At 71.6% G+C, this 12,752-nt stretch carries 11 protein-coding genes and 1 tRNA gene; 2 read left to right on the forward strand and 10 right to left on the reverse strand.

The window, feature by feature from the left end; all coding sequences use genetic code 11:
• Window positions 1-9 precede the first annotated feature (9 nt).
• Window positions 10-537, reverse strand: a complete 528-nt coding sequence (locus AC07TY_RS14780) for an RNA polymerase sigma factor (RefSeq protein ID WP_488624412.1) — start codon at window positions 535-537, stop codon at window positions 10-12.
• Window positions 538-702: 165 nt separating this feature from the next.
• Between AC07TY_RS14780 and AC07TY_RS14785 the strand changes: the two genes are divergently transcribed.
• Window positions 703-1,140, forward strand: a complete 438-nt coding sequence (locus AC07TY_RS14785) for a hypothetical protein (RefSeq protein WP_488624413.1) — start codon at window positions 703-705, stop codon at window positions 1,138-1,140.
• Between the two features lie 311 nt (window positions 1,141-1,451).
• Here AC07TY_RS14785 and AC07TY_RS14790 read toward each other — a convergent pair.
• The 9 genes from AC07TY_RS14790 to AC07TY_RS14830 all read right to left on the reverse strand — a co-directional run bounded on the left by AC07TY_RS14790 (window position 1,452) and on the right by AC07TY_RS14830 (window position 10,033).
• A tRNA-Thr gene (locus AC07TY_RS14790) sits at window positions 1,452-1,524 on the reverse strand.
• 39 nt (window positions 1,525-1,563) lie between these two features.
• A complete protein-coding gene (locus tag AC07TY_RS14795; protein WP_494785795.1) occupies window positions 1,564-2,232 on the reverse strand; it encodes a TetR/AcrR family transcriptional regulator in 669 nt (222 codons plus the stop codon).
• A gap of 45 nt (window positions 2,233-2,277) precedes the next feature.
• Complete coding sequence (locus tag AC07TY_RS14800) at window positions 2,278-3,426, reverse strand: DNA polymerase III subunit delta' (protein WP_123507346.1); 1,149 nt, start codon at window positions 3,424-3,426, stop codon at window positions 2,278-2,280.
• 2 nt (window positions 3,427-3,428) lie between these two features.
• Window positions 3,429-4,049 carry a dTMP kinase gene (gene tmk / locus AC07TY_RS14805; RefSeq protein ID WP_494785796.1) on the reverse strand — a complete coding sequence of 207 codons (621 nt, stop codon included), beginning with the start codon at window positions 4,047-4,049 and terminating at the stop codon, window positions 3,429-3,431.
• The gene (gene topA / locus AC07TY_RS14810) at window positions 4,049-6,937 is read right to left on the reverse strand and encodes a type I DNA topoisomerase (protein ID WP_494785797.1); all 2,889 of its coding nucleotides are present in this window, start codon (window positions 6,935-6,937) and stop codon (window positions 4,049-4,051) included. The genes tmk and topA overlap by 1 nt, the downstream gene beginning before the upstream one ends.
• Before the next feature lie 620 nt (window positions 6,938-7,557).
• Window positions 7,558-7,896 (reverse strand): TadE family protein, encoded by a 339-nt coding sequence (locus AC07TY_RS14815; RefSeq protein ID WP_494785798.1) that lies wholly within the window; start codon window positions 7,894-7,896, stop codon window positions 7,558-7,560.
• Entirely contained in the window at window positions 7,877-8,086 is a 210-nt protein-coding gene (locus tag AC07TY_RS14820) for a DUF4244 domain-containing protein (RefSeq protein WP_494785799.1), read from the reverse strand. Before AC07TY_RS14820 ends, AC07TY_RS14815 begins: the two co-directional genes overlap by 20 nt.
• 85 nt (window positions 8,087-8,171) lie before the next feature.
• On the reverse strand, window positions 8,172-9,137 hold the full coding sequence (locus AC07TY_RS14825) for a type II secretion system F family protein (protein ID WP_494785800.1): 966 nt from the start codon (window positions 9,135-9,137) through the stop codon (window positions 8,172-8,174).
• Window positions 9,134-10,033, reverse strand: a complete 900-nt coding sequence (locus tag AC07TY_RS14830; protein WP_488624419.1) for a TadA family conjugal transfer-associated ATPase — start codon at window positions 10,031-10,033, stop codon at window positions 9,134-9,136. Before AC07TY_RS14830 ends, AC07TY_RS14825 begins: the two co-directional genes overlap by 4 nt.
• Before the next feature lie 643 nt (window positions 10,034-10,676).
• Between AC07TY_RS14830 and acs the strand changes: the two genes are divergently transcribed.
• Window positions 10,677-12,638: an acetate--CoA ligase gene (gene acs, locus AC07TY_RS14835; protein ID WP_488624420.1), complete on the forward strand. Its 1,962-nt coding sequence runs from the start codon at window positions 10,677-10,679 to the stop codon at window positions 12,636-12,638.
• Window positions 12,639-12,752: the final 114 nt, after the last annotated feature.

Below are 12,752 nucleotides of genomic sequence, written 5' to 3' on the forward strand. Positions count from 1 at the left end.
CGGGGTCTCCTACTCGTGTCCGAGGGCGGCGCGGAGGCGCGCCCTGATCCGCTGGAGCCGCTTGCCGACAGCGGCCTCGGTCGTGCTGAGCGCCTGGGCCGCCTCGCGGTACGACCGCCCCTCGACGAGGCAGAGGCGGCACAGCTCCTGGTCGGTCGGGCTCAGCTTGGCGAGCTCGGACCGGACCCATGCGGCGTCTTCGGCCGTGTCGCCGGCCGTGCCATCGCTGTCGCGAAGCTCGAGCGTCGCCCGGTTCGCATGCTTGCGGAGGTGGTTGCGGCAGTGGTTGCGGCTGATCGTCAGCAGCCACGGGAGCAGCGACTGATCGACGACCGTCGCCGACGATCGCTTCGTCCAGGCGACGACGAACGTCTCCTGCGCGAGGTCTTCGGCGGCGTGCTGCTGGCCGACCTTCGCCCAGCAGTACCGAAGGATCGCCCCGGCGTGCCTCTCGTACAGGCTCGCGAACGATCCGACGTCACCCTGCTTCGACGCGTCGAGCAGGGCCACGTCGGATCGCTCCGCTTGCTCCCCCATGTGGTCCTCCACCCAGGCAATGTCGTCAGGAGCCACATCCTGACATCCCGCCCCGAATATTCTCGGGCGCAGGAACTGCCCTCCGGCTCCGACCCCGCCCGGCCTCCGGCGATCTCGTCCTCCAGGCCGATGGCGGGGCTCCCCCGCGACCGCGAAGCTGGGCGGATGAGAGCGAGATGGATGATCGTCGCGGCGGTGGTCGCGGTCGGGGCGGGCGTCGGGGGGCACGCCGTCGCGACGAGGGCCACGGAGGCGCGGGGGCCCGTTCCTGCGCCGTCGGCCCCGGTCCGAGACGTCGCGCTGGCGTACCTGCGCGCCGCGACGACGGAGGACTGCGGGCTGACGGACGCGCTGACCGTGCACGCGCCCGATGGTCCGGGCACGGGGACGTTCGCCTGGTGCCGCGACCCGCGCATGCTGGCGTTCTCAGGCGTCGGCAAGCCGGACCCGACGGGCGAGCCGGCGGGCGACTACTGCGTGCCGTTCACGATGCGGACGACGGCCAGCAGCGACGAGACGATCCAGGCGGGGACGCAGGACTGGATGCTGTGCTTCACGCGAACGTCGGCCGGCTGGCGGGTCCTCGACCAGGGCGACAGCTGACCCCCCGCCCCGTCGCGCACCCGCCGTCGCCCGTCCCCCCACCCCTCGTCGGAAGGTTCCCGCCAGGGGCCGAGGCCGCCCCGCGGCCAATGGCCCCACCCCCGTCGGAAGGTTCCCGCTAGGCGCCGTCGCCCGTCGCACCACCCTCGTCGGAAGGTTCCGCCAGGGCCAAGGCCGCCCCGCGGCCAAAGGCCACAGCGTCAAGGCCGCTTGCGGCCTCTGACGCGCGCGCCGAAGGCGCCAGACAAACACCGCGACCGCGGCATGCGAGCGGCGAGCGAAGCGAGACGCGAACAGCGAATACCCAAGGGAGCCGCCTGTCAGAATCGAACTGACGACCTTCTCATTACGAGTGAGACGCTCTACCGACTGAGCTAAGGCGGCGTGATTTCGAGTGGTTGCTCGAACGCACAGTCAGATACATTACCCGATCGCGGAGCCTTGTCGTGACCACAGGGTTCCGAGCGTCGTGAAGCTGTGCTCGAGGTGCTGCCGGAGGGTGTGCTCGATCTCGGCGGCGCCGAGCTCGACCGGCTTCTGCTCGATCCACTCGGCCCAGGCGTGGCGGAGGGTCGCCATCACGACGAGGCCCGCGAGGTGCGATTCGCTGGCGAGGCGGTCGGCGTCGGCGGCCAGGCCGGGGTCGTCGGCGGCGAGCCGCCGGCCGACGAGGTCTTGGATCTGCGCTTCGAACTCGTGCATGGAGGCGTTGCGGCGGGCGAACAGCTCGGGGTGGTCGCGCAGGACCGCGCGGCGGGCGACGACGAGCTCGCGGTCGGTGAGGAACTCCTCGGTCGCGGCCTCGAGGATGCCGACGACGTCCGAGAGCACGAGGTCGCGGCCGCGGGCGCTGACGAACAGGTCGAGAGCCTCGCCGTCGGGCACGAGCGGCGGGTCGCCGACGACGGCCTCCTCTTTCGAGGAGAAGTAGTTGAAGAACGTGCGGGGCGACACGTCGGCGTCGTTCGCGATCATGTCGACGGTGACGGCGTCGTATCCCCTGTCGCGAACGAGGCGGAGCACTGCCACCTGGATGGCTCGCCGCGTTGCGAGTCGTTTGCGTTCGCGAAGGCCGGGTTGCGGGTCGGTCATGCGACCATCTTGGCCTACGCGCTGGCGAAACTGCTGACCGTGCACCTATCGGGTGGAGTGACGGCTCACCGCGATGAGCATCGCCTCGAGGGCCAGCAGCGCGGCGACGTTCCGGTCGACCCGCTCGCGAGCCGTCTGCACGGCGTCGAGCACCCGCAGCGTCGAGGCCGCGGTCGACGACTGCGCAGCCTGATCGAGCCGGGGCCGGATGCTGTCGTTGATGGGCTCGTCGACGCCGCCCAGCTGAAGCAGCAGGATGTCACGGTAGAGCGAGAGCAGGTCGACGAGGATGCGGTCGATCCCGTCGCGCAGCGACCTCGTGGCGCGACGCTTCTGGTCTTCCTCGAGGGTCCGCATCTGCGAGCGCAGGGCCGGCGGGATCGTGCCGCCCGGTGCTACTCCGAGCGATCGGAGGGCGCTCTCCCGCTCCTGCTCGTCCCGCTCGGCGGTGAAGGCCTTGGCGTCGTCGCCGGCGACCGCGAGCAGCACGCCGGCGGCCACGACGGCGTCCGACACAGACCGGATCGACAGCACCGTGTCGAGGGTCTGGCGGCGTCTCGCGCGGGCCTCGGGGTCGGTCGCCAGGCGTCTCGCCATCCCGATGTGGCTCTGCGCTTCGCGCGCGGCCAGCAGCGCCGTCCCGGCGTCGATGCCGTCTCTCTCGCGGAGGAGCGTGGCCACGTCAGCGGGCGCAGGAACTCGCAGCCGCACTGATCGCACCCTCGACCGGATTGTCGGGATGAGGTCCGCCTCGCTCGGCGCGCAGAGGATCCAGACCGTGCTCGACGGGGGCTCCTCGAGTGCCTTGAGGAGCACGTTCGAGGTCTGCTCGGTCATGCGGTCGGCATCCTCGACGACGACCACGCGGTAGCGGCCGACCGACGGCGAGTACTGCGAGTTCCTGACCAGTTCGCGGACTTCGTCGATCTTGATGATGACGCGGTCGGTGCTCAGAACGGCGAGGTCGGGGTGCGACCGGGCGTGCACCTGGGCGAGAGTGGCGTCTTCGTCGGCCGGTCCGCGCGACAGCAGCGCCGCGGCGAACGCGTAGGCGAGGTTGGAGCGGCCGGAGCCGGGCGGGCCGGTGATCAGCCAGGAGTGCGACATGGCGCGGTTGCCGGGCGCTGTCGACGCGGCCGCGCGGAGGGAGCGGATGGCGTCGTCCTGGCCGGTGAGGTGATCCCAGAAGCCCACGGTCAGCCCAGCAGCTCTCGGACGCGCGCCTGGATGACCGCGGCGATGTCGTCGCGGCTGCGGGTGGCGTCGATCACGAGGAAGCGCTCGGGCTCGGCATCGGCCAGGGCCAGGAAGGCGCGTCGGACCCGCGCGTGGAAGTCGGCGGCCTCGGCCTCGAGCCGGTCGTACTCCTTCGCGTCGGAGTCGAGACGGGCGCGGCTCGCGGTCTCGTCGAGGTCGAGCAGCACGGTCAGATCGGGCAGGAGGCCCTCGGCCGCCCAGAGAGACAGGTCGCGGATCTCGTCGCCGCCGAGCACCCGGCCGGCACCCTGGTAGGCGACGGACGAGTCGAGGTAGCGGTCCTGGAGCACGACCTCGCCGCGCTCGAGCGCGGGGCGAACGAGCGTCGACACGTGATGGGCGCGGTCGGCCGCGTAGAGGAGGGCCTCGGCGCGCGGGGCGATGTGGCCGCGCCGGTGCAGCACCATCGTGCGGATCTCGGCGCCGAGGTCGGTGCCGCCGGGCTCGCGCGTGCGCACGACCGTCTGCCCCTGCTCGGTGAGCCAGGTCTCGAGCAGGGCGGCCTGCGTCGACTTGCCGACGCCGTCTCCCCCCTCGAGCGTGATGAAGAGGCCGGACACTACTCGGACTCGGTCGCCGCAGGCTTCTTGGCGGCGGTGGTCTTGGCGGCGGCGGGCTTCTTCGCGGCGGGCTTCTTCGCGGCCGGCTTCTTGGCGGCCGGCTTCTTGGCCGGAGCCTTCTTCGCCGCGGGCTTCTTCGCAGGGCCCTTGGCGCGCTTGTCGGCGATCAGCTGCACGGCGCGGTCGAAGTCGACCTCTTCGACGGTCTCGCCGCGCGGGATCGTCGCGTTTGTCTCGCCGTCGGTGACGTAGGCGCCGAAGCGGCCGTCCTTGATCTTGATCGCCTTGCCGCTGACCGGGTCGGGTGCCTCGAACTCCTTGAGGGCGCTCGACGCGCGCCGGGCGCCGTACTTGGGCTGCGCGTAGAGCTCGAGAGCTCCTGCCAGGTCGACGTCGAAGATCTGATCTTCGCTGGTGAGCGACCGGGTGTCGGCGCCCTTCTTGAGGTAGGGCCCGTATCGGCCGTTCTGCGCCTGGATCTCGTCGCCCGACTCGGGGTCGACGCCCACGATGCGCGGCAGATCGAGCAGCTTGAGGGCGGTCGCGAGGTCGATCGAGTCGACGTCCATCGACTTGAAGAGCGAAGCGGTGCGCTCCTTGGGAGCAGCCGCCTTCTTGGCGGGGGCCTTCTTCGCAGGAGCCTTCTTCGCGGGCGCCTTGGTCAGCGTCGTGCCCGATGCGGAAGCGGCCGCCGGCTCGAGGATCTCGCCGGTCTCGGAGTCGGCCGCGATGTCGTCCTCGGGCACCTCGACGGGGCGCTCGGTGACGTAGGGTCCGAAGCGGCCGTCCTTCGCGACGACCTCCTTGCCCGAGTCGGGGTTGAGGCCGAGCACGCGGTCGCCGATCACCGGGGCGTCGATGAGCTCGCGCGCTTTGGCGGGGGTGAGCTCGTCGGGCGCCAGGTCTTCGGGCACGTTGACGCGGCGAGGCGTCTCGGGGTCGTCGCCCGGCGTCTCGAGGTACGGCCCGTAGCGGCCGATGCGAAGGGTCATGCCCTCGCCGAGGTCGATCGAGTTGATGTCGCGCGCGTCGATCTCGCCGAGGTTGTCGACGACCTTGCGGAGGCCGCGGTGCGACTCGTTGCCGAAGTAGAAGCCGTTCAGCCATTCGACCCGATCGGCCTCGCCGCCGGCGATGAGGTCGAGGTCGTCTTCCATCGACGCGGTGAAGTCGTACTCGACGAGATCGCCGAAGTAGTCCTCGAGCAGGCGTACCACCGAGAAGGCGATCCAGTTCGGCACGAGGGCCGTGCCGCGCGGCGTGACGTAGCCGCGGTCGACGATGGTCGACATGATCGCGGCGTAGGTCGAGGGGCGCCCGATCCCGAGCTCTTCGAGCGTCTTGACGAGGCTCGCCTCGGTGTAGCGCGGCGGAGCGGAGGTGTCGTGCCCCTTGGCCTCGACGTCGTCGATGACGAGCGCCTGGCCCTCCTTGAGCACGGGGAGCTTGGCATCGTCGGCCGGAGCGGCGTCGGACGAGTGGCGCTCTTCGTCCTGGCCCTCCTCGTAGGCGGCGAGGAATCCGCGGAAGGTGATGACGGTACCGGTCGCGACGAACTCGGCGACGGTGCTCGAGGCACCGTCCTTCGCGATCCCGGTGACGGGCGACGCCGTGGTGGCCGCGACGACGACGGACGCCGTGGAGCCCTTGGCGTCGGCCATCTGCGAGGCGACGGTGCGCTTCCAGATCAGGTCGTAGAGCTTCCAGTCGTTGCCGCGGAGCGTGCTCTGCAGCTCGGTCGGCGTCTTGAAGGTGTCGCCCGACGGACGGATCGCCTCGTGCGCCTCCTGGGCGTTCTTGCTCTTGCCCGTGTAGACGCGGACCTTCTCGGGCACGGTGTCGGAGCCGTAGAGCTTCGCGGCCTGGGTGCGGGCCGCGGTGATCGCCTGCTGCGACAGCGACGGCGAGTCGGTTCGCATGTAGGTGATGTGGCCGTTCTCGTAGAGCGACTGCGCCACGCTCATCGTCTGGCGGGCCGAGAAGCGGAGCTTGCGCGCCGCCTCCTGCTGAAGCGTCGAGGTCGTGAACGGGGCGGCGGGCCGGCGCGTGTAGGGCTTGGACTCCACCGACTGCACGACCACGCCGACACCGGGCGCGTAGAGCGCTGCGGCGAGCGCCTGCGCCGACTCGGCGTCCAGCGCGGTGACGTCGCCTTTGATCTGGCCGCGGTCGTCGTAGTCGCGACCGGAGGCGACGCGGCTGCCGTCGACGCGGACGAGGCGCGCCGCGAAGGGCGAGCGCTCCGGCGTGGGCGAGAAGATGCCCGAGAGATCCCAGTAGTTGGCGGAGACGAACGCGAGGCGCTCGCGCTCCCGGTCGACGACGAGACGGGTCGCGGCCGACTGCACGCGGCCGGCGGACAGGCCGGGGCCGACCTTGCGCCAGAGCACGGGCGAGACCTCGTAGCCGTAGAGGCGGTCGAGGATGCGGCGGGTCTCCTGGGCGTCGACGAGAGCCGTGTCGAGCTCGCGGGTGTTCTCCTGGGCCTTCTGGATGGCGTCTTTGGTGATCTCGTGGAAGACCATGCGCTTGACGGGCACCTTGGGCTTGAGCTCCTGCAGGAGGTGCCACGCGATGGCCTCGCCCTCGCGGTCCTCATCAGTGGCAAGGTAGAGCTCGTCGGCGTTCTTCAGCGCGCGCTTCAGATCGGCGACCGTCTTCTTCTTGGCGTCCGACACGACGTAGTAGGGCTCGAAGCCGTTCTCGACGTCGACCGAGAACTTGCCGAGCGAGCCCGTCTTCTTGTCGGCCGGGAGGTTCTTGGGCTCGACGAGGTCGCGGATGTGCCCGACCGAGGCGAGCACCTCGTATCCGCTGCCCAGATACTGGCCGATCGTCTTCGCCTTCGCGGGCGACTCGACGATGACCAGCTTCTTCGTGTCTGCCACGGGACTCCTTGGATGGTGGAAAAGACTGTCTGCGAATCGCGCAGACGACTTGGTTGCGACGAGCTCGTGTCTCTGTCTTATAGAGGAGAGCGTGCGCCGGCCCGGATGCTCGACGGCATCATCGCCAGGCGATCGGTGCGTCGCCGTGTCGGTGCATCCGACAGGCACACCATACACACACAGCGCCCGGGTCTCGCCGTTCATTCCTCTGCGCCGACAGAGAGCGGGCCGTGGACCGGTGCCGAGCCGGCCGACCGTTCGGCCTGGCGGGGAACCCGGAGGCCCCGCAGTCGCCGTAGCCGTCAGATCGCCGAGTGCCCCCGCCCGGACGACGCGGACGGTCGCCACGACCCCTTCTATTGCGCAGGCATCGACGCGAGCCCGGTTGGCACTCGCCAGGCGCTCGGCCGCCGCGCAGGGAACACCCGGCGAACGTCCGGATGCCACATCAGCCGCGGCCAGGGCGGAGGCATCCGCCGCGGCGGCGAGGGCGTGACCGTCGATGAGCCGAGCGGCCACCGACACCCCCGCGGCGGTCAGAACGGCCACGGAGGCGACGACGGCGACCAACGCGATCGACGCCGACCCGGTGTCCCCGACCACCGCCGAGACGCCCCGGGTCACTCGCCTCCGCCCGCCGCGCAGCTGCGGGCCTCCAACGGGACGAGCGCGCCGAGCAGCGGCAGAGGCGCCGTTCGCGACAGCCGGACGCACACCGGGTCGTCGCCGCTCACCTCCACCCGAGCGTCGGGCACGAGTCGCGCAACGGCGGACGCCGCGGCGGCCTCGTCTCCTCTGCCCTCGGCCCGCGCGACCACGCCGGCCGCATCGGCGAGCGCGACGGCCCCGGCCAGCACGCCGAGCACGCTCGCCGCCCCGCCCAGCAGGAGCACGACAGCGGGTGCCACGAGAGCGAACTCGACGGTGACCGACCCGTCGTCACGCCACGGTGAGAGCACGCTGCACCAGATCGAGGAGGACCTGCTTCACCTGGCCCGAACGCAGGATCGTGACGAGCGTGCCGGCGAGCGCCACGGCGGCCATGATGACGATCGCGTACTCGGCGGTCACCGCGCCGGTGTCGTCGCGGACGAACAGGCGAAGGCGGGTGCGGAGGCGAGAACGGGAACGAGAACGGGAGAGAGTCATGCGATTCCTTTCACTGGGGAGATCCCAGCCTCGCCACCCGAGCGATGCCGCAGGTCTCGGGCGCCGCATCTGTGGACAACCCGCCTCACGCCCCGCCCCTGAGGAGAGCGATCCCCAGGGGGACCACCCCGACCAGCACGAACGCCGGCAGCACGCAGATGCCGAGCGGCAGCATCAGCCGCACGCCGAGCCGCTCGACGTCCGCGGCTGCCCGAGCGCGAGCCTCGCGCCGCAGCTCGTCGGCGGCACCCCGCAGCAGCGCCGCCCCCGGCACGCCGGCCCCGACCGACAGCGCCTCGATGTCGTCCAGCGCGGAGGCGGCCGACAGCACCGAGGCAGCAGGTGCAGCCGACGCAGACCCCGGACAGAAGGCCTCCAGCGCCGACGCGGCGCAGGCCCGCGCCCTCCCCCACCCGCCGCCGCCCGACAGGCCGATCGCGACGAGGTCGAGCTCGAGCCCCGGGATGCCGTCGGGCGGGGCCGCGGCCCGGAAGAGCCTGGCGTTCCAGGCCCGGGCGGCGCCGACGAGCAGGCCCGCGCCGACGAGGCAGATCCACCCGGCCGGCGTGGCGAACAGCACCCGCGGCGCGTCGACACCCATGAGCACGGCGAGCAGCACTCCCACGGCCGGCAGTGCGAGCACGATTCGCGCCGTGGCGCGAGGGCTGGCAGCCGCGACCGACGCCTCCCGTCGCGCCTGGGCGAGGTCGCGGGCGGCTTCGGCGCCGGCGCGGAGCGTGGCCGCCAGGGGTGCTCCGGTGGCCTCGGCGACGTGCCACGCCGCCGCGACCTGAAGCCACTCGGCGCGGGCGACCGCCTCGGGAGGCGCGCTCGCGACCGCCCGGGCGAGAGCCGACGCCCCGGAGCCTCCCGCGGCGGTCGCCTCGGCGGTGGCGGCCAGGACGCGGAGTTCCTGCGCCCCTCTCGCCCTGTCGGCCAGATGGCGCCACGCGACCGCGGGAGCCACGCCCGCCTCGAGCAGAGCGGCCAGCCGAGACATCGCCGGGCCGGCCGACAGGGCCTCGGGCGCAGGAACTCGGCGCCACCTCACCGATCCCTCCTCTCGCGCCGCGCCACCAGCCGTCCGCGCCCGTCGAGCTCGAGCGTCGCCGTGGCCTCGACCCGCCGCCCCTCGGCCGTCGCGGCGACGTGCACGACGACGTCGAAGGCCTCGACCGCCTGCCGTGCCAGGGCCTCCGGGTCGAGGCCCGCGAGCGCCCCGAGCGACTCGAGTCGGGCGGCGACCGCCTCCACCCCGCTGGCATGGAGGGTTCCGGAGCCGCCGTCGTGCCCGGTCGTGAGGGCCGACAGCATCTCGCGCAGCTCGGCTCCGCGGCACTCCCCCACGATCAGGCGGTCGGGCCGCATGCGCAGGGCCTCGCGGACGAGCTGAGCGAGGTCGATGCGCCCGGCCCCCTCGACGTTCGCCTGGCGGGCCTCCAGCGAGACGACGTGCGGGTGCGCGATCCGGAGCTCCGCCACATCTTCGATCGTGACCAGCCGGTCGGTCGGCGGCGCCTGGGCGAGCAGCGCGCCGAGCAGGGTCGTCTTGCCGCTGCCGGTGGCCCCGGTGATCAGCAGATTCGACCGCCTCCGCACATGGTCGGCCAGCTCGGCGCGCGGCACGATGTCGAAGAAGCCGCCGCGCTCGAGGTCGTCGAGGCCGAGCCGCGCCGTCGCCGGGACGCGGATCGAGAGCAGGGCGCCGCCGGGCGACACGGGCGGCAGGACGGCGTGGACCCGGATACCGTCGGCGAGTCGGACGTCGGCGAAGGGCGAGCTGTCGTCGACATGGCGCCCGCCGAGCCCGATCAGCGTGGTGGCGAGGCGCCTCACCTCGGCCGGGTCGAGGTCGGCCGCGCGAACCCGCGCGGCCCCGGAGTCGCCCGTCGTCCAGACCTCGCCGCCGGCATTCACGAAGACGTCGGTGACACCCTCGGCAGCCACCAGCGGGGTCAGCGCACCGAACTGACGGGGTACAGCACGACGTACCCCGAATCGTACCCCGATCTGATCGGTCGTCCCCCGAAGCACGGAGGCCGCATCGGCGGGTGAGGGCACGAATCGAACGGGTGACCCGTCACTCGTCGAGGGTGCGGGATCGTCAGGGGATCGGGGCTGTGCGCTGGCCATAGCCGACCGTAGGTCGGCGGAGCGGCCACGGAGGCGTCATCCCCAGGCGCCGCCGCGATTCCGCGGGGATCTGGGGCCTGTGGAGAGGAAGACGGCTGAGTGGTCGTCCAGCCAATTCGCCGACACCCGGAGACGACCGAGCAGGACGCCGAACGGGTGAGGGACGAAACCCGTCGGGTTAAAAAGAGAGGGGCGGCACCAGTTGGGGGGAACGGGTGCCGCCACGGCAGCGCGCGATTGGGGGGAATCGGTAGCGCCGCCAGCCGGAACGAATCCGACTGCATTGAGTGTACCCCAAACCGTCCTGCACGCAAGCGACATTCTCGACCGCCTTCCGCCCGGCACGGCGACCGCTTTCCGCGCGCCCCGGCGAGGTCGCAACTGAACGCATCCGGAGCCGGAGTAGCGTCATCCGGAGCACGCCGATCAGACCTCGCAATGATGCGAAAGGACGCCCATGCCCGACAACATCGACAACCTCCTCGTGGAGACCCGCCGATTCGCCCCCGACGAGGCCTTCACCGGGCAGGCCGTCGCGACTCCGGCGCTGGCCGAGCGAGCCGCAGCCGACCGTCTGGGGTTCTGGGCAGACCAGGCGCGCGAGCTCGTCACCTGGTCGAAGCCGTTCACTCGCGTGCTCGACTGGTCGAACCCGCCGTTCGCGAAGTGGTTCGACGACGGCGCTCTCAACGTCGCCTACAACTGCCTCGACCGTCACGTCGAGGCAGGTCTGGGCGACCGCGTCGCCATCCACTGGGAGGGCGAGCCGGGCGACACCCGCACCCTGACGTACGCGGAGCTCACTCGCGAGGTCAAGCGCGCAGCGAACATGCTGCTCGACCTGGGGGTCACGGAGGGCGACCGCGTCGTCATCTACCTCCCGCTCATCCCCGAGGCCGTCATCTCGATGCTGGCCGTGGCGCGTATCGGCGCGATCCACTCCGTCGTCTTCGGCGGATTCAGTGCCGAGAGCATCCGGGCCCGCGTCGACGATGCGGGAGCCAAGGTGGTCATCACGGCCGACGGCGGGTGGCGCAAGGGCGCGGTGTCGCCGCTCAAGCCCGCGGTCGACGAGGCCCTCGACGAGGCGCTGCACGGCGCGAGCACCGTCGACACGGTGATCGTCGTCAAGCGCGGCGAGAACCCCGTCGACTGGCACGACGGTCGCGACCTCTGGTGGCACGATGCGATCGCACGAAGCGGCGACGACCACGTCGCACAGGCCTTCCCGGCGGAGCACCCCCTCTTCATCCTGTACACCTCCGGCACGACCGGGAAGCCGAAGGGGATCCTGCACACTTCCGGCGGGTACCTGACGGGCGCCGCATACTCGCACCGCAACGTCTTCGACCTCCACGCCGACACCGACGTGTACTGGTCGACGGCCGACATCGGCTGGATCACCGGCCACACCTACGTCGTCTACGGCCCGCTGGCCAACGGCGCGACCCAGGTCATCTACGAGGGCACCCCCGACAGCCCTGAGCCGGGCCGCTGGTGGGACATCATCGAGAAGTACGGGGTCACGCTCTTCTACGCGGCCCCGACGGCGATCCGCGGCTTCATGAAGGCCGGCCGGCAGATCCCCGCGTCGCGCGACCTGTCGTCGCTCCGGCTGCTGGGCAGCGTGGGCGAGCCGATCAACCCCGAGGCGTGGGTCTGGTACCGCGACGTCATCGGCGGCGGCATCACGCCGATCGTCGACACCTGGTGGCAGACCGAGACCGGGTCGATCATGATCTCCGCGCTCCCCGGCATCACGACGCTGAAGCCGGGCGCGGCGCAGGTGCCGCTCCCGGGGGTCGCGATCGACGTCGTCGACGACCACGGCGAGCCGGTCGGCCGCGGCGAGGGCGGGCTGCTCGTCATCACCGAGCCCTGGCCGTCGATGCTCCGCGGCATCTGGGGCGACCCCGACCGCTACAGGGAGACCTACTGGGAGAAGTTCGCCGACAAGGGCTACTACTTCGCCGGCGACGGCGCCCGCAAGGACGACGACGGAGACATCTGGCTGCTCGGGCGCGTCGACGACGTCATGAACGTGTCGGGCCACCGCCTCTCGACCGCCGAGATCGAGTCGGCGCTCGTGTCGCACCCGCTCGTCGCCGAGGCCGCGGTGGTCGGCGCTGCCGACGAGACGACCGGCCAGGCCGTCGTGGCGTTCGTGATCCTGCGCACCTCGCAGGTCGACTCGATGAGCCCCGAAGACGCGGTCGCCGCCCTCCGCGCCCACGTCGGCCACGAGATCGGGGCGATCGCGAAGCCCAAGACCGTCATGATCGTGCAGGAACTGCCCAAGACGAGATCGGGCAAGATCATGCGGCGGCTGCTCCGCGACGTCGCCGAGGGGCGCGAGGTCGGCGATACGACCACCCTCGCCGACACCAGCGTGATGACGGTCATCTCCGCTGCGCTGTAGCGCGGCGACGCGCTCCGGCGTCGTCCCGAGCCGCTGTTCTTCAGCGCGGCGACGCGCTCCGGCGCCGGACCTCGGACACGCCTCGGTCGTCCGGCGTCGTCCCGAGCCGCCACC

Source organism: Frondihabitans sp. GW821-FHT04F02, from assembly GCF_059420045.1.

Excerpts from the sequence above, each read along its gene's own strand:
- AC07TY_RS14785 (WP_488624413.1), top strand. The coding sequence starts at position 703 with ATGAGAGCGAGATGGATGATCGTCGCGGCGGTGGTCGCGGTCGGGGCG.
- AC07TY_RS14780 (WP_488624412.1), bottom strand. The coding sequence starts at position 537 with ATGGGGGAGCAAGCGGAGCGATCCGACGTGGCCCTGCTCGACGCGTCG.
- acs (WP_488624420.1), top strand. The coding sequence starts at position 10,677 with ATGCCCGACAACATCGACAACCTCCTCGTGGAGACCCGCCGATTCGCC.
- AC07TY_RS14820 (WP_494785799.1), bottom strand. The coding sequence starts at position 8,086 with ATGACTCTCTCCCGTTCTCGTTCCCGTTCTCGCCTCCGCACCCGCCTT.
- AC07TY_RS14795 (WP_494785795.1), bottom strand. The coding sequence starts at position 2,232 with ATGACCGACCCGCAACCCGGCCTTCGCGAACGCAAACGACTCGCAACG.